The sequence below is a fragment of the Brevundimonas sp. genome (assembly GCF_046299535.1).
GTDB lineage: Bacteria > Pseudomonadota > Alphaproteobacteria > Caulobacterales > Caulobacteraceae > Brevundimonas.
In genome coordinates, this window is the sequence record NZ_JBKBIB010000009.1 from 131844 (window position 1) to 151234 (window position 19391).

At 67.2% G+C, this 19391-nt stretch carries 20 protein-coding genes; 14 read left to right on the top strand and 6 right to left on the bottom strand.

Features of this window, described 5'->3' with window-relative positions; genetic code table 11:
• Positions 1-5: 5 nt before the first annotated feature.
• Together ligD and ACK4FB_RS09365 are read left to right on the top strand one after the other, a co-directional pair.
• On the top strand, positions 6-2537 hold the full coding sequence (gene ligD, locus ACK4FB_RS09360; RefSeq protein WP_409751007.1) for a DNA ligase D: 2532 nt from the start codon (positions 6-8) through the stop codon (positions 2535-2537).
• Between the two features lie 88 nt (positions 2538-2625).
• Positions 2626-2799, top strand: a complete 174-nt coding sequence (locus ACK4FB_RS09365) for a DUF1328 family protein (protein ID WP_409751122.1) — start codon at positions 2626-2628, stop codon at positions 2797-2799.
• A gap of 15 nt (positions 2800-2814) precedes the next feature.
• Here ACK4FB_RS09365 and ACK4FB_RS09370 read toward each other — a convergent pair whose 3' ends face one another.
• Both ACK4FB_RS09370 and ACK4FB_RS09375 read right to left on the bottom strand, forming a co-directional pair.
• A complete protein-coding gene (locus ACK4FB_RS09370) occupies positions 2815-3516 on the bottom strand; it encodes a TorF family putative porin (protein WP_409751009.1) in 702 nt (233 codons plus the stop codon).
• 36 nt (positions 3517-3552) lie between these two features.
• Entirely contained in the window at positions 3553-4479 is a 927-nt protein-coding gene (locus ACK4FB_RS09375; RefSeq protein ID WP_409751011.1) for an NAD(P)H-dependent flavin oxidoreductase, read from the bottom strand.
• Between the two features lie 589 nt (positions 4480-5068).
• Here ACK4FB_RS09375 and ACK4FB_RS09380 point away from each other — a divergent pair.
• The 4 genes from ACK4FB_RS09380 (at position 5069) to ACK4FB_RS09395 (ending at position 9692) form a co-directional block, all read left to right on the top strand.
• Positions 5069-5854 (top strand): thiazole synthase, encoded by a 786-nt coding sequence (locus tag ACK4FB_RS09380; protein ID WP_409751013.1) that lies wholly within the window; start codon positions 5069-5071, stop codon positions 5852-5854.
• 75 nt (positions 5855-5929) lie between these two features.
• Positions 5930-7633, top strand: a complete 1704-nt coding sequence (locus ACK4FB_RS09385) for a M28 family metallopeptidase (protein ID WP_409751015.1) — start codon at positions 5930-5932, stop codon at positions 7631-7633.
• Positions 7634-7688: 55 nt separating this feature from the next.
• Positions 7689-9299 (top strand): M28 family peptidase, encoded by a 1611-nt coding sequence (locus tag ACK4FB_RS09390; protein ID WP_409751018.1) that lies wholly within the window; start codon positions 7689-7691, stop codon positions 9297-9299.
• Between the two features lie 3 nt (positions 9300-9302).
• On the top strand, positions 9303-9692 hold the full coding sequence (locus tag ACK4FB_RS09395; RefSeq protein ID WP_409751021.1) for a RidA family protein: 390 nt from the start codon (positions 9303-9305) through the stop codon (positions 9690-9692).
• A 4-nt stretch (positions 9693-9696) separates the two neighbouring features.
• Here ACK4FB_RS09395 and ACK4FB_RS09400 read toward each other — a convergent pair whose 3' ends face one another.
• Positions 9697-10335, bottom strand: coding sequence for a DedA family protein (locus ACK4FB_RS09400; protein ID WP_409751023.1), 639 nt, complete (start codon positions 10333-10335; stop codon positions 9697-9699).
• A 164-nt stretch (positions 10336-10499) separates the two neighbouring features.
• Between ACK4FB_RS09400 and ACK4FB_RS09405 the strand changes: the two genes are divergently transcribed.
• Both ACK4FB_RS09405 and ACK4FB_RS09410 read left to right on the top strand, forming a co-directional pair.
• Entirely contained in the window at positions 10500-10958 is a 459-nt protein-coding gene (locus tag ACK4FB_RS09405; RefSeq protein WP_409751025.1) for a hypothetical protein, read from the top strand.
• A gap of 153 nt (positions 10959-11111) precedes the next feature.
• Positions 11112-12449 carry a PAS domain S-box protein gene (locus tag ACK4FB_RS09410; protein ID WP_409751028.1) on the top strand — a complete coding sequence of 446 codons (1338 nt, stop codon included), beginning with the start codon at positions 11112-11114 and terminating at the stop codon, positions 12447-12449.
• Positions 12450-12461: 12 nt separating this feature from the next.
• Here the strand turns inward: ACK4FB_RS09410 and hemB are convergent, their stop codons facing one another.
• The gene (gene hemB, locus ACK4FB_RS09415) at positions 12462-13463 is read right to left on the bottom strand and encodes a porphobilinogen synthase (protein WP_409751031.1); all 1002 of its coding nucleotides are present in this window, start codon (positions 13461-13463) and stop codon (positions 12462-12464) included.
• 11 nt (positions 13464-13474) lie between these two features.
• Positions 13475-13960: a DUF4870 family protein gene (locus tag ACK4FB_RS09420; protein ID WP_409751034.1), complete on the bottom strand. Its 486-nt coding sequence runs from the start codon at positions 13958-13960 to the stop codon at positions 13475-13477.
• Between the two features lie 110 nt (positions 13961-14070).
• Between ACK4FB_RS09420 and ACK4FB_RS09425 the strand changes: the two genes are divergently transcribed.
• The 6 genes from ACK4FB_RS09425 to ACK4FB_RS09450 are packed head-to-tail and all read left to right on the top strand — an operon-like array spanning position 14071 to position 18375.
• Positions 14071-15210 carry an acyl-CoA dehydrogenase family protein gene (locus ACK4FB_RS09425; RefSeq protein ID WP_409751037.1) on the top strand — a complete coding sequence of 380 codons (1140 nt, stop codon included), beginning with the start codon at positions 14071-14073 and terminating at the stop codon, positions 15208-15210.
• Between the two features lie 14 nt (positions 15211-15224).
• Positions 15225-15533, top strand: a complete 309-nt coding sequence (locus ACK4FB_RS09430) for a type II toxin-antitoxin system Phd/YefM family antitoxin (RefSeq protein ID WP_409751040.1) — start codon at positions 15225-15227, stop codon at positions 15531-15533.
• Positions 15511-15936: a type II toxin-antitoxin system VapC family toxin gene (locus ACK4FB_RS09435; protein WP_409751043.1), complete on the top strand. Its 426-nt coding sequence runs from the start codon at positions 15511-15513 to the stop codon at positions 15934-15936. Before ACK4FB_RS09430 ends, ACK4FB_RS09435 begins: the two co-directional genes overlap by 23 nt.
• Entirely contained in the window at positions 15933-16979 is a 1047-nt protein-coding gene (locus ACK4FB_RS09440) for an enoyl-CoA hydratase/isomerase family protein (RefSeq protein ID WP_409751046.1), read from the top strand. Before ACK4FB_RS09435 ends, ACK4FB_RS09440 begins: the two co-directional genes overlap by 4 nt.
• A 48-nt stretch (positions 16980-17027) precedes the next feature.
• Positions 17028-17489 carry a preQ(1) synthase gene (queF, locus tag ACK4FB_RS09445; protein ID WP_409751049.1) on the top strand — a complete coding sequence of 154 codons (462 nt, stop codon included), beginning with the start codon at positions 17028-17030 and terminating at the stop codon, positions 17487-17489.
• A gap of 7 nt (positions 17490-17496) precedes the next feature.
• Positions 17497-18375, top strand: coding sequence for a DUF817 domain-containing protein (locus ACK4FB_RS09450; protein ID WP_409751051.1), 879 nt, complete (start codon positions 17497-17499; stop codon positions 18373-18375).
• On the opposite strand, the gene ACK4FB_RS09455 is transcribed toward ACK4FB_RS09450, so the two are convergent.
• Positions 18372-19208 (bottom strand): hypothetical protein, encoded by an 837-nt coding sequence (locus ACK4FB_RS09455; RefSeq protein WP_409751054.1) that lies wholly within the window; start codon positions 19206-19208, stop codon positions 18372-18374. The genes ACK4FB_RS09450 and ACK4FB_RS09455 overlap by 4 nt on opposite strands.
• Positions 19209-19391: the final 183 nt, after the last annotated feature.

Below are 19391 nucleotides of genomic sequence, written 5' to 3' on the forward strand. Positions count from 1 at the left end.
CGGCCATGGCGCGCGGCGAGCTCAAGACCTATCAGGCCAAGCGGAATTTCGGGGCGACGCCGGAGCCGAAGGGCCGGAAGGCGGCGCGGTCGAAAGCCGGGCTGCGCTATCTGATCCAGCGCCATGCGGCCACGCGGCTGCACTACGATTTCCGCATCGAGCACGACGGGGTTCTCAAGTCCTGGGCGGTGACCAAGGCGCCGTCGCGGGACCCGTCGGTCAAGCGGCTGGCCGTGGAGGTGGAGGACCACCCCATGGACTACGGCGGCTTCGAGGGCACGATCCCCGAGGGCAACTACGGCGCCGGCACGGTTCAAATGTGGGACGAGGGCGTCTGGACGCCGCAGGACGAGGACGTGGACGCGGCCTTCAAGAAGGGCGTGGTCAAGCTGACGCTGGCGGGGGAGCGGTTGAAGGGCGGCTGGGCGCTGATCCGGCTGAAGTCTGATCGGGGGCGACCCACCAAGCGCAACAACTGGCTGCTGGTCAAGGAGAAGGACGAGCACGCCGTGGACGGTGAGGGCGACGCCCTGGCCGAGATCGACGCCTCGGTGACCACCGGCCGCAGCCTGGCCGAGATCGCCGGCGGCGATGCGGAGTGGACCTCATCGAAGCCGACTGGTCGCAAGGCGCCGGCGAAACCGAAGGTCTCGAAGGCCCGGACAAGCACGGGCAAGGGGCCGCCCGCCTTCACGCCGATCCAGCTGTGCAAGGTGGTCGATAATCCGCCGGGCGGTTCAGGCTGGGCCCATGAGATCAAGTTTGACGGCTACCGGATCCAGGTGGCCGTGGGCGGCGGCAAGGCGAAGCTCTACACCCGCAGCGGGCTGGACTGGTCGGCGAAGTTTCCGGCGCTGGCGAAGCAGGCGGCGAACTGGCCGGACGGGGTCATCGACGGGGAGCTGTGCGCCCTGGACGACGATCACATGCCGGACTTCTCGGCGTTGCAGACCGCTATCTCCGAAGAGAGGACTGACGCGCTGATCTATTTCGCCTTCGACCTGATGTTCGAGGGGGCGGAGGACCTGCGGGACTTGCCGCTGGCCAGACGCAAGGCGCGGCTGCAGTCCTATGTGGACCGGGCGGGCGAGGCGGGCCCCAGCCTGCGGTTCGTGGAGCATTTCGCCACCACCGGTCAGGCGGTTCTGGACAGCGCCTGCCGCATGGATCTGGAAGGCGTGATCTCCAAGAAGCTGGACGCGCCGTACCGGGCGGGGCGGCAGGCCAGCTGGGTGAAGTCCAAGTGCCGAGGCCGGGACGAGGTGATCATCGGCGGGTGGTCTTCCGAGAAGGGCACCCGGTTCCGCTCGCTGCTGGTGGGGATCAAGGACGGCGAGGGGCTGCGCTATCTGGGCCGGGTTGGCACGGGCTACAGCGAGGCGCTGACGAAGGTGCTGGTTCCGGCGCTGAAGGATGCGGCCTCGGACGACAGCCCGTTCGCGGGCAAGGGGGCGCCGAAGGGCGGGCGGGAGATCCACTGGGTCAAGCCGCTGCTGGTGGCCGAGATCGAGCATGGCGGCTTCACCGAGAGCGGAACCCTGCGCCACGCCGCCTACAAGGGTCTGCGCGAGGACAAGGCGCCGAAGGATGTGACCGACGCGCCCCAGACGCCTGCGAAGACGGTCAGCCCGAAGGGCAGGGTGGTGGTGGCGGGCGTCACAATCTCCAGTCCCGACAAGCCGCTGTGGCCGGCCCATGAGGGCGAGGCGTCGATCACCAAGGCCGATCTGGCGCGCTACATGGAGATGGCGGCGGAGCGCATCCTGCCCCATGTGGCCGACCGGCCCACCTCGATCATCCGGGCGCCGGATGGAATTGAGGGGGAGACCTTCTTCCAGCGCCACGCCATGAAGGGGGCGAGCCCGCGGCTGAAGCTGATCGATGTGAAGCAGCGGACCCCCTATCTGGCGGCGTCGGATGTGGGGGGGCTGGTGGCCATCGCCCAGTCGGGGGGCATCGAACTGCACCCGTGGGGCTGCAAGCCCGGCGATCCGGAGACGCCGGAACAGCTGACCTTCGACCTGGACCCGGACGAGGGGCTGGATTTCGAGGACGTCATCGCGGCGGCCAAGGACGTCAAGACGACGCTGGAGGCGCTGGGGCTGAACCCCTTCGTGAAGACCACCGGCGGCAAGGGGCTGCATGTGGTGACACCCATCAAGGCGGACGGGCGCAGCCGGGTGGAGTGGGATCAGGCCAAGGCCTTCGCCAAGGCGGTGTGCGAACAGGTCAGGGACGCGGCCCCGGACCGCTACACCACCACCCTGTCCAAGAAGGCGCGGGGCGGGAAGATCTTCCTCGACTATCTGCGCAACGGGCGCATGGCGACGGCGGCGGCGCCCTGGTCAGCGCGGGCGCGGCCCGGGGCGACCATCGCCTTCCCCCTGTCGTGGGGGCAGGTGCGCAAGGGGCTGGACCCCAGGGCCTACACCCTGCGCACGGCGCCGGATTTGCTGAAGAAGCCCGACCCGTGGAAGGACTTCAGGAAGGGCGAGGTCTCGCTTCGGCCCCTGCTGAAGAAGGTGGGCGTCGCGTGAAGGTCGCGGTTTCGTGAAGAGCCTGCGCCCCGTTCAGGGAACGGCCATGACCACACCCCGTTCTCCCACCTTCAAAAAGGAGAACGACATGCTGAAGTGGGCGCTGATTTTCGCCGTTATCGCTATTGTAGCCGGGCTTGCCGGCTTTACCGGGATCGCTGGCGCCGCCGCCGGGATCGCGCAGTTCCTGGCCATAGCCGCCGTGGTGGTGTTCGTGGTGCTGCTGGTGCTGGGCTTCACGGTGGCCAAGAAGGTCACCTGACCGGGCAGGCCGGGATCAGAAACCCAGTCTGATCTCGGCCACCAGGGCCTCGTTGTATCGGTTGTCCGCGGGCAGATCGACGTCGGTGTCGTACCAGCGCACATCCAGATCCAGATTCCGGGTCAGGGCGTAGGTCGCGCCGACGTTCCAGCCTGTGTAGTCGACGCTGTTCCGCTGTTCGCGGCGACCGACGGCCGCAGTGCCTTCAAGGCGCGGGGTGAACGCCCATCCCACGCGGCCCTCGACCCAGCTGAAGCTGCCGGTCTGCCCAAGGGCGTCGGTTGAATACTGGTACTGGACCCGGGCGCTGGCCGGGCCGAGGGAGCGCGAGACGTTGGCGGTGAATTCCCAGGCGCCGTTGTCCGTGCCGGGGATCGGATCAATCAGCCATTTGTGGGCGGCGTTGAAGTCCAGGTCGAAGCCGGCGAACTGCGGCGCCCAGCCCACCAGCAACTTCGTCTCCCAGTCCGCGCCCGAGGAATCAACCCCCTCGATGGAGCCGGACATGTAGACGTCACCCGTCCCCGGAACGTAGTCGACGATGCCGTAAGCGTAGGCGTCGCCCTGCGTCTTCGAGATGGCCTTGGAGCGGTTGTCTGTGCCCGCCCCCAATTCCACGCCGAAGCCGTCGGGAAGGTTGAACCCGCCGTCCTGGGCCGATGCGACGGTGGCGGACAGGCCGACGAGGGCGGCGGCCAGAAGGACAGGACGGGGCATGAGGGGACTCGGGCTGGTGGCGGTGTGACGACGCCCTTACCTGTGCTTTCGGGCGAAATCATCACACGCCGACGTAAATTCGTCATTCAGCCTACGGATGAGTTCGGCTGTGGTCGGAATGTCATGGACGCCGCCGGCGCCCTGACCGGCCGACCACACCGTCTTCCACGCCCGGGCCTCTTCGCCCATGTCCAGCTTGTGCTCGGGCAGGGACTTGGGGTCGATGCCGTTCGCCACCAGCGACGGCGTGAGGAAGTTGGCCGGGATGCCGGACACCGCGGGGGTGTAGGTGACGTCCGAGGCCCCGGCGTCCACGATCATCTGCTTGTACTCGGACTGGGCCAGGCTTTCGGTCGTGGCGATGAAGCGGGTGCCCATATAGGCGAAGTCAGCGCCCATCATGAGGGCGGCGGCCACGTCCTGACCCGTCGACAGACAACCCGAGAGGATGATGGTTCCGTCGAAGAAGGACCGCACCTCGTTGACCAGGGCGAAGGGATTGACCACCCCCGCGTGGCCGCCCGCGCCGTTGGCCACCAGGATCAGGCCGTCGACGCCCGCCTCGGCCGCCTTGCGCGCATGACGAACGTTGGCGATGTCGTGGAAGACCACGCCGCCATAGCCGTGCACCGCATCCACCACGTCGCGCACGGCGCCCAGCGAGGTGATGATCAGCGGCACCTGATGCTCCACCGACACCATCATGTCGGCCATCAGCCGCGGGTTGGTGGGGTGGACGATGTGATTGACGCCAAAGGGCGCGGCGTCGGGTTTCAACCGGTCCTTGATCTCCACCAGCCAGTCCCGATAGCCCTCGGTGGTGCGCTGGTTGAGGGACGGGAAGGTGCCGATCATGCCGGCGTTGCACGTCTCCACCACCAGATCCGGGCCGGACACCAGGAACATGGGCGCGGCGATGACGGGCAGGGCGAGGTTCTTGTCCAGCGAAGCGGGAATGGCCACGGGCGTCTCCTGGGTTTCGTTTCACTACGCATAGCGGGCTGTCGCGGCGTAAGGCAATGCGGGGGCGCAGGAAGCGGCGCCTTTGGTTCGCCCGTTGCACTCCGCCATCAAAAAAACAGTGCAATTGGAGTGCAACGGAACCGGAAAAACAGTGTCCGAATTGTCCGAAATGTCCGAAATCGCGCTTCCACCCCACACGGTGCGCGTCAGTATAAGGCCTGCGTGGGAGCAGCGGTGAAAAAGGCGCGCCATGGCGTGCGAACCCTTTTTTTATAGGGGCATTGGCGCGGTGAAATGCGGGTGTTGGGGCGGCGTTCGTCCCACATTTCCTTCTCCCATCGAGGGAGAAAGTGGCCCGCGAAGCGGGTCGGATGAGGGGTGAAGCGCTGAACTTTCCTGTTCAAATGCTCCGGGGGACAGGAGGAAAATCGCGGCCGTTCGGAGTGAAACCACCTGATACCGGGATTCACCCCTCATCCGTCATGCTCCGCATGACACCTTCTCCCTCAAGGGGAGAAGGAAGACAGGTCCTCCGCAAAATGCGTTACAGGCCCTTTTCCGGACAGCCGGGGATGCGTAGGTGTCGGGCATGACCCAGACCGCACAGACTGACACCTGGACCGTCGCCGGACGGACCTTTTCCTCGCGCCTGATCGTGGGCACGGGGAAGTACAAGGACTACGCCGTAAACGCCGCGGCGGCCGAGGCGGCGGGGGCCGAGATCGTGACCGTGGCGGTGCGGCGGGTGAACCTGACCGATCCGGGTCAGCCGGTGCTGACCGACTTTCTGGACCCGAAGCGCTACACCTATCTGCCCAACACGGCCGGGTGCTTTACCGGCGAAGAGGCGGTGCGGACCCTGCGGTTGGCGCGCGAGGCGGGCGGCTGGACCCTGGTGAAGCTGGAGGTGCTGGCCGACCAGAAGACCCTGTTCCCCGACATGGAGGAGACGCTGCGGTCGTTGAAGCTGCTGACGGCCGAGGGGTTCGAGGTGATGGTCTATTGCACCGACGATCCGGTCTATGCGCGCAAGCTGGAGGACGCGGGCGCCGTGGCCATCATGCCGCTGGGCGCGCCCATCGGTTCGGGCCTGGGGGTGCAGAATCCCATCAATATCCACCTGATCGTCGAGCAGTCGTCGGTGCCGGTGTTGGTGGACGCGGGTGTCGGCACGGCGTCGGACGCGGCGGTGGCCATGGAGCTGGGTTGCGACGGGGTGCTGATGAACACCGCCATCGCCGAGGCGCGCGAACCGATCCGCATGGCCCGGGCCATGAAGCATGCGGTGATCGCTGGGCGGGAGGCCTATCTGGCCGGACGGATGAAGAAGCGGATGTATGCGGATCCGTCGTCGCCGCTGGCGGGGTTGATCTAGCCCCTGCGGTCATCGACACCGCCAGATCGGCTGGATAGGGTGCGCGCAATCCTGAAACCGCACCCGAGGTTCTCCATGCGTCCTGTCCGTTTCGCCACTGTCCTGATGGCGAGCGCCGCGCTCGCCCTGCCGCTCGCGCTCGGCGCCTGCGCCACCACCGACGGCGCGCACGCGTCCGCTTCCGCCCAAGCCGTGGCGTTCGAGGCCCAGCGGGTGTCCGATCACATCCGGACCCTGGCGGACGACAGCTTTGAGGGCCGCGGCATCGGCCAGGACGAGGTGGGCGAACAGCGCACCGTGGCCTACATCACCGAGCAGTTCCGGGCCGCAGGCCTGGCGCCCGGCGGCGAGAACGGCGGCTGGACCCAGACGGTGACCCTGAACCGGTTCGAGGCGTCCGATGTGCAGGCGGCCCTGAACGTGGGCGACTGGAGCCTGCCCATGACCCAGGGCGAACAGGTGGCGATCTCGACCCGGCGGCCGGCGCAGGGCGGCGCGGTCAATCTGGCGGACGCCGAGCTGGTGTTCGTGGGCTACGGGACCACGGCGCCCGAGCGTCAGTGGGACGACTTCAAGGACATGGACGTGGCCGGCAAGGTGCTGGTGGTCCTGATCAATGATGCGGACTTCGAGCAGCCGGAACTGAACACCTTCGGCGGCCGGGCCATGACCTATTACGGCCGCTGGACCTACAAGTACGAGGAAGCGGCGCGGCGCGGCGCTGCGGGCGTGCTGATCGTGCACGAGACGGCGCCGGCGTCCTATGGCTGGGCCACGGTGCGCAACTCGTGGGGCGGGCCGCAGTTCGACATCCAGCACGAGGATCCCGAAGCGGTGCGCATCCCGGTGGAAGCCTGGATCCAGCGCGATGTGGCGGTGGAGCTGTTCCAGCGGGCCGGGCAGGACTTCGAGGTCCTGAAGGTCGCCGCGCGCAGCCGCGACTTCCAGCCGGTGGTGCTGGAGAACGCAGGCTTCGACGTCAGCTTCAACGTCTCCTCGTCCGCCATCCGCACTGACAATGTCATCGGCGTCCTGCGGGGAACGACCCGGCCGGACGAGACCATCCTGTACGGCGGACACTGGGATCACCTGGGCATGGGCGAGCCGGACGCCAGCGGACAGCGCGAGGTGTTCAACGGCGCCGTGGACAACGCCTCGGGCATCGCGGCGATCATCGAGATCGCGCGCCGCTTCGGCGCCGGGCCGCGCCCGGAACGCTCGGTGGTGTTCATGGGCTTCACCGCCGAGGAGAGCGGGCTGCTGGGGGCCGAGTTCTACGCCTCCAACCCGCTCTATCCGCTGGAGACCATGGTGGCCGGCATCAACATCGACAGCGCCAATGTCTATGGCCGCACCACCGACATCGCGGTAACCGGCCACGGCCAGTCGCAGCTGGACGACTATGTGGGTCAGGCGGCGGCCGGACTGAACCGCACGGTGACGCCCGATCCGCGGCCGGAAGCGGGCGGCTATTTCCGCTCGGATCACTTCCCGTTCGTGAAGCGCGGCGTGCCCATGATCTATGCGGGCGGGGGCACGACCTTCCGTGACGAGCCGGTCCAGCCGCGCATCGACGCGCGGGCTGAATACGGCCGCACCCGCTATCACCAGGCGGGCGACGAGTGGTCGCCGGACTTCGACTATGCGGGCATGATCGAGGACATGGAGATCTGGTACGCGGTGGGCGCGCGTCTGGCCAACAGCCGTGACTGGCCTGCGTGGAACGCCGGCTCCGAGTTTGGTCCCGTGCGCGCCGAAAGCGCCTCGGCCCGCCAATAGGCCCTGAGGGCGGCCGGGCCGGACCCGGCCGCCCCATCTACTTCGAGAGACAGACGTGACCCGTTTCCAGATCACCGGCCGCGTGGCCGCCGCCGCCCTGCTGCTCGCCGCCTGGCCCGCACAGGGGCAGGACTTCTCCGCCGAGCGCCTGTCGCAGGGCATGCGCAGCATCAGTTCCGACGCCTTCGCCGGGCGCTATCCGGGGGAGATCGGCGAAGGCCTGACCCTGGGCTGGCTGCAGGCCCGCTACGAGATGCTGGGGCTGGAGCCGGGCGGGCCGGACGGCGAATGGCTGCAGCCGGTGGACCTGACCCGATACACTCCCGTTCGGCCCGCGACGGCGGCATGGCGCGCGGGCGGGGAGGCGCGCCCGCTGGCGGACGGCGTTCTGCTGCGGGCGGCCTCCAACGACGGGCGGGCGCAGGTCAGCGGGGCCCCGGTTGTGTTCGCCGGCTATGGCATCCATGCCCCGGAGCGGAACTGGGACGACTACGGCGACATCGACGTGGACGGCGCCGTGGTGGTGGTCATGTCGGGGGAGCCGGACGGCGCGCTGTTCAACGGCGAATACCGCACGGCCCACGCCAGCGACGCGGCCAAGGCGGCGGAGGCCTACCGACGCGGGGCTGTGGGGGTGCTGACCCTGGTGGACGCCGGGGCGGGCGAGCCCGCATGGACGCGGCGGGCGCAGTTCAATGATCGCCAGCGCACCCTGTCGCCGGGCAATGACGATCTGGAGTTCACCGGCGCGGTGCTGGCCGCCACCTTCGGACAGTGGGCCGAGGCGGCGGGGCGGACCCTCGAGGATGTGACCGCCGGTCTGGCCGGCGGGGACTTCCGCGCCATGGCGCTGGAGGGCGTGACCCTGGACGTGGACGTGCAGGAGACGGTGGAGACCCAGCGCTCCTGGAACCTGCTGGCGCGCATCCCGGGGACGGCGCGGCCGGAGGAGACCATCGTGTTCTCGGCCCACTGGGACCATGTGGGCGTGCGCGAGGGCGGCGAGGGGGACCACATCTACAACGGCGCCTGGGACAACGCCTCGGGCACCGTGGGGCTGGTGGAGATGGCGCGGGAGCTGAAGGCCGCCGGGCCGTTCGAGCGGTCCATCGTGTTCCTGCACGTGACCGCCGAGGAACAGGGCCTGCTGGGGGCGTTCTGGTATGCGGCCAATCCGGTCTGGCCGCTGGAGACCACGGCCGCCAACATCAACATCGACATGCTGCCCCTGTCGCCGCCGACCCGCGACCTGCCGATCTTCGGCCTTGGGCAGAACACGCTGGAGGATGACCTGTCGGCCCTGGCGGAAGCCGAGGGCCGCTATGTCAGCGACGACGGCCAGCCGGAGCAGGGGTTCTATTTCCGCTCGGACCACTTCGCCTTCGCGCGGGCGGGGGTGCCGGCCCTGATGCCGTGGCACGGCGTGGACTGGGTGGACGGCGGACGCGAGGTCGGGCTGGCGGCCTGGCAGGCGAAGTTCCGCAGCGACTATCATCAGCCCAGCGACGAATGGAGCGAGGATCTGGACTTCACCTCGGCGGTGGAGAACCTGACCCTGCTGTACCGGCTGACCGTCGATCTGGCCGACAGCGACCGCTGGCCCGGGTGGAAGCCCGCGTCGGAGTTCGGCCCGGTGCGGGCCCGCAGCGACGCGGCGCGGCAATAGGCCATGGCGGCGCGCCTGACCCCCATGACCGGCGACGGCTCGCCGCCTGTGCAGGGCGGCTATCCGCAGGCGGTGGCGGTGACGGGCGCGAGCCGCTGGCTGTACCTGTCCGGCCAGATCCCGGTGCGGCCGGACGGCGGGCTGTCGCCGGACTTCACCGAACAGTGCCGCCAGTGCTGGGCCAATATCGAGGCGCAGTTGCGGGCGGCGGACATGACCCTGGACAATCTGGTCAAGGTCACGACCTTCCTGTCAGACCGGGCGTATGCGCTGGAGAACCGGGCGGTGCGGCTGGAGGTGCTGGAGCATCGCCAGCCCGCCCTGACCGTCATCATCACCGGCCTCTTTGACGAGGCCTGGCTGGTGGAGATCGAGGCGGTGGCGGCGGCCTGAGCCGTCAGGCGCCTTCGCGGATCAGCTTCTTGCTGATGAGCTTCCAGGCGATGAGGGTGGCGGCGGTGACCACCAGGGCGACCGTGGCGACGACTCCGATGGTGTGCAGGTGGTCGTCCAGGCTGCCGAACTGGGTCAGGCCGGCGGCCACCAGCCAGCCCGGCGCGATCATCACCGGCACCCAGACCACGGCCGAGAAGAAATTGGCCAGCTGGAACTTCACCTGGTTCATGGTGGTCATGCCCGCGATCAGCGGCACGAAGGCGCGCACAGGTCCCATGAAGCGGCACAGGAAGATGGAGGCCACGCCGTAGTGGCGGAAGAACAGGCGGGCGCGGGCCAGGGGGCGGCGGTGCTTCTTGAGCCAGGGGTGACGCCAGGCGCTGGGGCCGACGCGGCGGCCGATCCAGTAGGACACGGCGTCGCCCAGGGTGGCGCCCGCGATGCACCACAGCAGCACCGGGATCGGGTTCAGGATGCCCGCGCCGATCAGGCCGCCGGCCGTGACCATCAGGGCCGTGGCGGGGAAGAAGGCGCCGATGAAGACCAGGGATTCGCCGAAGGTGATCAGGCCCAGGATCGGCGCGGCCCACATGACGTTGCGCTGCACGAAATCGTTCAGTTGGGCGATCAGGTCTTCCAATGGACTGCGGCTCCGATTTCAGGCGAGGGCGGTCGTCCGCGCCTCGCGGTCCGCAAATCTCATATGGGGTGTGTGTGAACCATAGCCGCGTCGCGGAATTTTGACCACGCTTCGTTTGGTCGCGGCAGAACGAAACCGGCGGACCCTCCAGGCGTTGAGGGGGCATGATGAAGCGAACCTCCACCCTGATCGCCCCGCTTGCCCTTTTCGCCCTCGCCGCGTGCGGGGACGACGTCAATCCGCCGACCCAGCCGGCCGAGCCGGCGAGCGAAGTCATGATCGACAACCCGACCGCGCCGATCCGGCCGGGCGAGGGACCCGACAGCTTCGTGGGCAACTGGGCCGCCGAAGCGGCCTGGTGCGCCAACACATCGGCGACCACCGACCAGGTTCCGATTCGCATCAGCGCCCAGCGCTTCGAAGGATACGAAAACCGCTGCGACATCACCGCCATCCAGCAGTCCGGCGACAGCTATGACGCCAGCCTGGCCTGCGAGGCCGAAGGCATGGTCAGTCGCGAACAGGTCAATATGCGCGTTCGCGAGGATCGCATGATCCTGACCTATGCGGACCGAGGAACCGAGCCTGTGCATCTGGTGCGCTGCGAGGCCGAGGCGGAGTAGTCGCGCGATCCCGGTGGCGGCGAGGGCTTCGAGCCCTTGCCCGGCTCTTGTCCGCTCCGGCCCCTGGACGGAGCGTCAATGTGACTGTCGCGTGATCACCGACTCCATTAGGAAGTGTCAGGCGGCAAACCGGTCGGGGCGGAACTTTCGGGCATGGGTAGCGGAATCGGTCTGACCAGCGATCGCCTCGGGCGCATCGTCGAGGAAGCGGCCAGCGAGGTCTACATCTTCTCCGATGAGGACTTTCGCTTTCGGCTGGTCAACAAGGGCGCGCGCGAGAACCTCGGCTATACCATGGGTGAGCTTCATCAGCTGACGCCATGGGATCTGAAACCCCAGATATCTCGCGCTGAATTTCTGGATATGGTCCGTCCGCTGCAAACGGGCGCGGTGGAGCGGCTGGATTTCGAAACGATCCACCGGCGCAAGGACGGGACGGACTACAACGTTTCGGTCAAGCTTCAGATGTTCGACGAGGAGGGCGACCGGGTCTTCTACGCGGCCATTCAGGACATCACCAGCCATCGGAAGATCGAGTCCGAGTTGCGGGAAATTTCGGCGCGGCTGGACGCGATCCTGAGCAATACGACCATGTCCGTGTTCCTGATGAATGAGCAGCAGCACTGCGTATTCATGAACAAGGCGGCGGAGGAACTGACCGGGTTCTCGTTCGCCGAGGTCACAGGACGCCCCCTTCATGACGTGATCCACCACACCCATCCGGACGGCACGCCCTTTCCGCTGGAGGACTGCCCCATAGACCGCAGCTTTCCGGAGAAGGTGGGGACGCAGGGGGAGGAGGTTTTCGTCCACAAGGACGGGTCCTTCTATCCGGTCGCCTTCACCGCCAGTCCGGTCCAGGACAATGAGGCCAATGTGGTGGGCACGATCATCGAGGCGCGGGACATCAGCGATGAGAAACGCAACGAGATGGCGCGCAGCCTGCTGATGCGGGAGGTGGATCACCGGGCGCGCAATGTGCTGACGGTGGTGCACTCGCTGGCGCAGCTGACGCGGGCGGATGATCTGGAGAGCTACAAGACCATCCTGGCGGGCCGGATCAACGCCCTGGCGCGGGCGCAGACGTCCCTGGCCAGCCGGCGCTGGGAGGGCGGGCGGCTGGAGGATGTGGTGCGCGAGGAGCTGGAGGCCCTGTGCCCGCGGGACAGCATCGAGGTGCAGGGGCCGGAGGTCGGGCTGTCACCCGAGCAGGTTCAGCCCGTCAGCATGCTGATGCACGAGATGGCCACCAATGCGAACAAGTACGGCGCCTGCAGCCGCGAAGGCGGCAAGGTGTCGGTGACCTGGACGCTGGAGGGTGGTCAGGTGACGCTGGTCTGGCGCGAGGCCGGGGGGCCGCCCGTGGCGCCGCCCACACGCGAGGGGTTCGGCTCGGTGCTGAAAGCCGGGGTGGTCGGTCAGATCAAGGGCACGATCACGCGGACGTGGGACCCGGCGGGCCTGGTGGTGGAAGTGGCCTTCCCGCTGTAGCGACGCGACAGGTCAGGCGCCCAGCAGGCGGGCGGCGCGGGGGGCGAAATAGGTCAGAACGCCCGCGCAGCCGGCGCGCTTGAAGGCGGTGAGGGTCTCGATGACGGCGCGGTCCTCGTCCAGCCAGCCGCTCGTGGCCGCGGCGCGCATCATCGCGTACTCGCCGGACACCTGATAGGCGAAGGTGGGCACGTGGAACGCCTCGTGGATGCGGCGCACGATGTCCAGATAGGGCAGGCCCGGCTTGACCATCACCGCGTCGGCGCCCTCGGCCAGATCGGCGGCCACCTCGCGCAGGGCCTCCTCGGAATTGGCGAAGTCCATCTGATAGGTCTTCTTGTCGCCGGTCAGGGCCTTCGCGGAGCCGACCGCGTCGCGATAGGGGCCGTAGAAGGCCGAGGCGTATTTGGCGGCGTAGGACAGGATCAGCACGTCCTGAAAGCCGTTGGCCTCCAGCGCGTCGCGGATGGCGGCCACGCGGCCGTCCATCATGTCCGACGGTCCCACCATGTCGGCGCCCGCATGGGCGTGGATGAAGGCCATCTCGGCCAGACGGTCCAGGGTGGCGTCGTTGACGATGACGCCGTCCTCGATCAGGCCGTCGTGGCCGTGGTCGGCGAAGCAGTCCAGCGCCACATCGGTCATGACGCCGATCTGGGGCGCGGCGTCCTTGATGGCCTTGATGCAGTCGGGGATCAGGCCGTCGGGATCCACGGCGCCGGAAGCTTCCGCATCCTTCTTCGACGGATCGATGTTGGGAAACAGGGCCACGGCGGGGATGCCCAGCGATGCGGCTTCCTTCGCGGCCTCGGCGGCGGCCTTCGGGCTGAGGCGATCGACGCCGGGCATGGAGGGGACGGGGACGCGGTCCTCGGGGCCGTCATGGACGATCAGGGGCCAGATCAGGTCCGACGGGGTCAGCACATGCTCGGCCACCAGCGAGCGGACCCACGGGGTGCGGCGCAGACGGCGCGGGCGGGCGGCGGGGAAGGGGGCGGGGGTGAAGACGCTCATGACCGGAACTTTCAGACCGAAACGCGGCCCATGGGCTGCTGGGCGCCCAGGCGCAGCATGCCGATGACCGAGGAGATGATGACCCACAGGCTGGCCAGGGCGTAGGCGATCAGGAACACGAACACACCCACAAAGAAGACCACGGGCATTTCCGGGTGCACCTGCATGGCCACCGCCTTCCAGGGGTCGCCCGGCGCATTGGCGATCACCAGCCGGACCAGATCCACGAACAGGAACACCACTCCGACGGCCAGGGCGATGAAGGCGATCATGGCCACGGCGAAGCCGATCCAGAAATGGCGGATCTGGTAGCGGTAGTGGCTGCACGCCAGCGGCTCGGACTCGGGCTTGCGCACATAGGCGATGACCACGGCCATCAGGGCGGTGAGGCCGAAGACGAAGGGGGAGGCGAACATCAGGGCGTGGCCGACCATGGCCAGGTTGCGATCATCGCTCGACGGATCGCGTCCCTGTCCGGTATTAGCGGTGTCGCTCATGCGGGTCTCCTCATGGATTCCGCCGTCAGCCCCCGACGACGCGCCGTTCAGGCCGCCGCATAGACCAATCGCAACAGCGGCGCAAAGCCGCGACGACTTCAGGGATGTTCATGGACTTCGCCCTCACCGAGGATCAACGCGCCATTCAGGAGGCCGCACGCGCCTTCGCCGAGGCCGAACTGGCGCCCCATTCCGCCCGCTGGGACGAGGAAAAGCACTTTCCCGTCGACGTGATGAAGGCGGCGGCCGAGATGGGATTTTGCGGCATCTATGCGGGCGAGGAGCACGGCGGCATGGCGCTGGGCAGGGTCGAGGCGGCGGTGATCTTCGAGGAACTGTCGCGGGGCGACGTGTCCGTGGCGGCCTTCATCTCGATCCACAACATGGCCACCTGGATGATCGACGGGTTCGGCTCCGACGACCTGCGCGTGCGCTATGTGCCGTCGCTGGTGAGCATGGACAGGATCGCCAGCTATTGCCTGACCGAGCCGGGCTCGGGGTCGGACGCGGCGGCGCTGCGGACCACGGCGGTGAAGGACGGGGATCACTACGTCCTGAACGGCTCCAAGGCCTTCATCTCGGGCGCGGGGACGTCGGACATCTATGTGGTCATGGCCCGCACCGGCGGGGAGGGCGCCAGGGGCATCAGCGCCTTCGTGGTGGACAAGGACACGCCGGGCCTGAGCTTCGGCGCGCAGGAGAAGAAGATGGGCTGGAACGCCCAGCCCACGGCCATCGTCCAGTTCGACGACTGCCGCGTGCCGGCGGCGAACCTGCTGGGCAAGGAGGGCGACGGATTCCGCTATGCCATGATGGGACTGGACGGCGGGCGGCTGAACATCGCGGCCTGCTCGCTGGGCGGGGCGCGGCTGGCGCTGGAGACGGCGCAGGAGTACGTCGCCAGCCGCAAGCAGTTCGGCAAGGCGTTGGCCGAGTTCCAGAACACCCAGTTCAAGCTGGCGGACATGGCGACCCAGCTGGACGCCGCCCGGCTGATGGTGCTGCGGGGCGCCTGGGCCATCGACACGGCCCACCCGGAGAAGACCAAGTGGTGCGCCATGGCCAAGCGGCTGGCCACCGACGCCTGTTTCCAGATCGCCGACGAGGCGCTGCAACTGCATGGGGGCTACGGCTACCTGAAGGACTATCCGCTGGAGCGCATCGTGCGCGACCTGCGTGTGCACCGCATCCTGGAAGGCACCAACGAGATCATGCGCGTGATCACCGCGCGGGAGATGCTGCGGCAGTAGCCAGATCGTCGGGCTTGAGTTATTCTGACCACAATTATGATCTGGAGGTCATTATGCGGTCCGTAGGCGTGCTTGAGGCCAAGACAAACCTGTCCACGCTGCTGGATGACGTCCTCGAGTCCGGGGAACCCATCCTGATCACGCGACACGGCAAGCCCATCGCCAGATTGGCGCCTGAGACCAAGCGGCGACGGCTTCCGGCGGCGGAGCTTGCGGTTCGTACCAAGGCGTTCCGCAACCAGCAGATTCCTGATCCGGATTGGTCGAAGATGTCCTGGGAGGAGCTGAAGGTCGTGGCGCGTGACGAAGACCATTATCGTTGACGCCTCGGCCGCTGCGTCCTGGCTCCTTGCGAGCCAATCGACCCGGTCGGCGGAGTCCTTCTTGCTGGAACTGGACTCGTATCACCTGGCGGCGCCGGACATCTTTCAATGGGAGGTCGGCAACCTCCTGCTCCGACAGACGCGTAGAGATCCGCGGTTTGACTTGAATCTGGCCTATCAGCGTCTCGACGAATTCCAGATCGAGATGGCCCGACCATTGGGACGGCGGCATTTGAGACGCCTTTCAGGGGTGGCGGCGGACCGGGGACTGAGCTTATTCGACGCCAGCTATCTCTGGCTGTGTCTGGGACTGGACGCAGGTCTGGCGTCGAGAGACGCAGCGCTTCTTTCGGCGGCATCGGCGGCCGGACAACCGATTTTCGACTTACGGGATCAAGAATGACCGACGAAATCCTCACCCGCGTCGAGACCGGCCTCGGCGTGATCACCCTGAACCGGCCGAAAGCCATCCATGCGCTGAACAAGGGCATGTGCGAGGCGATGATCGCGGCGCTGCTGGACTGGCGGGACGATCCGGCGGTCCACTCGGTGCTGATCGACCATGCGGGCGAGCGGGGCTTCTGCGCCGGGGGCGACATCCGCATGATCGCCGAGAGCGGGGCGGGGGATGCGTCGGAGGCCAAGGCCTTCTTCCATGCGGAATACCGGCTGAACCATCTGCTGTTCGACTATCCCAAGCCGGTGACGGCGCTGGTGGACGGCATCGTCATGGGCGGGGGCGTGGGGATTAGCGAGCCGGCGGACGTGCGCATCGCCACCGAGCGGACCACCTACGCCATGCCGGAGACGGGAATCGGCCTGTTCCCGGACGTGGGCGGGGGCTGGTTCCTGCCGCGCCTGCCGGGCCAGACGGGCGTGTGGCTGGCCCTGACCGGGGCGCGGCTGAAGGCGGCGGACACGGTGGCGCTGGGCATCCATACCCACTTCATGCCGGCGGAGCAGGTCGAGGCGCTGAAGGCGGCCCTGACGGCCGAACCGGCCGATCCGAAGGCTGTCGCGGAGCGCTTCGCCGCCGATCCTGGCCCGGCGCCGCTGGGCGAGCACCGCGCGGCCATCGACCGGCTGTTCGGCCATGACACGGTGGAGGCCATCTTCGCGACGCTGGAAGCGGACGGGTCGGAGTGGGCGCTGAAACAGCTGTCGATCCTGAAGACCAAGTCGCCCCAGTCCATGAAGGTTTCGCTGCGCCAGATCCGCACCGGGGCGGGACTGACATCCTTCGCCGAGAACATGGCCATGGAGTACCGGCTGGGCGGGCGGGTCGTGCGCACCCACGACTTCCAGGAGGGGGTGCGCGCCGTGATCGTGGACAAGGACAATGCGCCGAAGTGGTCGCCGGCTGATCTGGCGGGCGTCACCGACGCGAATCTGGACGCCCTGTTCGCGCCGCTGCCGGCCGATGAGGAATGGACGCCGCTGGCCTGACCGCTCTGAGGTGATGACCGGGGCGCGGCGAGGCGCTAAAGCGGGGTCATGACCACGAACACTTCCGGCCTCACCCAGCTCGGCGGCGATGTGCGGGGCTTCGACAGCCCCGAACAGGCCGTTCTGGAGCGCGTTCCCAATCCGCACGCTGACACCCTGTACCTGGCGCGCTTCACCGCGCCGGAGTTCACCAGCCTGTGCCCGGTGACGGCCCAGCCGGATTTCGCCCATCTGGTGATCGACTATGCGCCGGGAGACTGGCTGGTCGAGTCCAAGAGCCTGAAGATGTACCTCACCTCGTTCCGCAACCACGGGGCGTTCCACGAGGACTGCACGGTGGCCATCGGCAAGCGGCTTGCCGACCTGCTGGCGCCCAAATGGCTGAGAATCGGCGGCTACTGGTATCCGCGCGGGGGCATTCCCATCGACGTGTTCTGGCAGACCGGCCCGGCGCCGGAAGGCCTGTGGCTGCCGGATCAGGGCGTGCCGACGTATCGCGGCCGGGGCTGACGCTTCCATGAGCGAGGCGCGCCGTCTCCCGCTCGAGGCCTGGGGGCGGGCGCATCTGTTGCGGCTGCAGGACTGGGCCGACCGGCGGCGCGCGACCCGCTGGGGCTTCGAGTTCCTGTTGTTCGGCATCAAGCAGGGCTGGGCCTGCCTGTTCGGCGGACTGATGCTGGTCCTGCTGCTGGGGACGCACCTGCTGTATCCCGAGGACGCGCCGCTGGCCCGGTACGACTTCCTGGTCATCGGGGCGGTGGCGATACAGGCGGCCATGCTGCTGCTGAAGCTGGAGAGCTGGGACGAAGCGAAGGTGATCTTCGTCTTCCATGTGGTCGGGACGATCATGGAACTGTTCAAGACGGCGGCAGGGTCGTGGATCTATCCCGAGCCCAGCCTGCTGCGGATCGGCGAGGTGCCGCTGTTCTCGGGCTTCATGTATGCGGCGGTGGGCAGCTATATCGCCCGCATCTGGCGCATCTTCGACATCCGGTTCACGGGCTATCCGCCGCTGTGGACCACCTGGCTGCTGGCGGCGGGGATCTATGTGAACTTCTTCGCCCATCACTGGGTGATGGATGTGCGCTGGGGGCTGTTCGCGCTCACGGCGGTGCTGTTCTGGCGCGGACGGTTCTATTTCACGCCGGATCGGAAGCGGAGGTGGATGCCCATTCTGCTGGGGTTCTTTCTGGTCGCCCTGTTCATCTGGGTGGCGGAGAACCTGGGCACCTTCTCGCGGGCCTGGATCTATCCGGATCAGGCGGACGGCTGGGCACCGGTGTCCCTGGCCAAGCTGGGCAGCTGGTATCTGCTGATGATCATCAGCGTGGTTCTGGTGTCGCTGGTGCATCGGCCGCAGGCGGAGCGAGGCGCTGACTCAGGGCGCCTTGGCTAGCGCAGCGGCTCCCACCTAACGAAGTGCGGTGTGGGCTCGTTCGACACATAAGCCGCCAGTACGGCCATAGTTTCTTCGAAGGGCCAGACGTCCGCCTTCCGCGCGGCCTTTCTGGAGGACGGCGCCTGTCTCGACGCCTTGAAATGACGCTCGCCGCCGCCGTCGCGCTTCTCAATGATGAAGCCTCCATCCGTCGCCATCATCTGGATGTAGGTTTCGTCAGCAGATTCCACGATTAAAAAGTCACTGTCGCCCAGATCGAGCAGGGCGTCATAGATCGCGGCCGGTGTCAGGTTCCCGTTCCATTTCTCTCCGCCGATGCTCAGGATGAGCGGTCCCGTGATGGTCATGGAACGGGTCGATCTTTGCCGGAGCGATTTCCCTGATGCCGAGACGGCATCCTCAAGAAATCGAACCAAAGGGTCCGCCTCTCGCCTTGCCTTGTGGTTTATCCAGAGGGTCAGGGGAAAGAGGGAAATAAGGCCGACGCCCAGCAGAATGCCCCCGAATGATTCTTCCCGAAAGGCGATGAAGGCCATCAGGACGATAAAGGGGAAACACACCGCAAGCATGAGCATGCCGTTCAAGTCAGAGCCGGCTCGCCCAAGAATGCGCGTGCTTGCACCATCCGCTGAAATCCAGCCGAGCAACATCGGCCCGTAGCGGTTGAACGGGCTCAACCAGAGGCACATCAAAGAGCCGACTATCCAGCCGCGTGCGCCAGTGTTCGGATCAAACCACCCCTTCTTGCGGGCGCGGATGCGGCCCTTCACCGAGGAGGGCGACATGCGCGTTTTGATCTCGAAGGGATAGCCAAACGGCAAGTGCGGCATTCGTCTTTTCCTGCTGGATGTAAACGAGTTCACCCCGGCGAGTGCTGTCGATCAATCCGCTTTGGGAAGGGGCCTTACAGCCCCGATGACGCGGATGTAATCGGCCCCGTTCCGGTTTCGATGGTCGCGCGGTGCGCGGCGCGATAAGCTGGACGGGAAAAAGGGAGGCTGCCTGTGGGTTTG

Bases quoted from the DNA above. Each gene is read 5' to 3' on its own strand.
- ligD (WP_409751007.1), top strand. From the start codon at position 6: ATGGCGCGCGGCGAGCTCAAGACCTATCAGGCCAAGCGGAATTTCGGG.
- ACK4FB_RS09365 (WP_409751122.1), top strand. From the start codon at position 2,626: ATGCTGAAGTGGGCGCTGATTTTCGCCGTTATCGCTATTGTAGCCGGG.
- ACK4FB_RS09370 (WP_409751009.1), bottom strand. From the start codon at position 3,516: ATGCCCCGTCCTGTCCTTCTGGCCGCCGCCCTCGTCGGCCTGTCCGCC.
- ACK4FB_RS09380 (WP_409751013.1), top strand. From the start codon at position 5,069: ATGACCCAGACCGCACAGACTGACACCTGGACCGTCGCCGGACGGACC.
- ACK4FB_RS09385 (WP_409751015.1), top strand. From the start codon at position 5,930: ATGCGTCCTGTCCGTTTCGCCACTGTCCTGATGGCGAGCGCCGCGCTC.
- ACK4FB_RS09395 (WP_409751021.1), top strand. From the start codon at position 9,303: ATGGCGGCGCGCCTGACCCCCATGACCGGCGACGGCTCGCCGCCTGTG.
- ACK4FB_RS09405 (WP_409751025.1), top strand. From the start codon at position 10,500: ATGATGAAGCGAACCTCCACCCTGATCGCCCCGCTTGCCCTTTTCGCC.
- ACK4FB_RS09410 (WP_409751028.1), top strand. From the start codon at position 11,112: ATGGGTAGCGGAATCGGTCTGACCAGCGATCGCCTCGGGCGCATCGTC.
- hemB (WP_409751031.1), bottom strand. From the start codon at position 13,463: ATGAGCGTCTTCACCCCCGCCCCCTTCCCCGCCGCCCGCCCGCGCCGT.
- ACK4FB_RS09420 (WP_409751034.1), bottom strand. From the start codon at position 13,960: ATGAGCGACACCGCTAATACCGGACAGGGACGCGATCCGTCGAGCGAT.
- ACK4FB_RS09425 (WP_409751037.1), top strand. From the start codon at position 14,071: ATGGACTTCGCCCTCACCGAGGATCAACGCGCCATTCAGGAGGCCGCA.
- ACK4FB_RS09440 (WP_409751046.1), top strand. From the start codon at position 15,933: ATGACCGACGAAATCCTCACCCGCGTCGAGACCGGCCTCGGCGTGATC.
- queF (WP_409751049.1), top strand. From the start codon at position 17,028: ATGACCACGAACACTTCCGGCCTCACCCAGCTCGGCGGCGATGTGCGG.
- ACK4FB_RS09450 (WP_409751051.1), top strand. From the start codon at position 17,497: ATGAGCGAGGCGCGCCGTCTCCCGCTCGAGGCCTGGGGGCGGGCGCAT.
- ACK4FB_RS09455 (WP_409751054.1), bottom strand. From the start codon at position 19,208: ATGCCGCACTTGCCGTTTGGCTATCCCTTCGAGATCAAAACGCGCATG.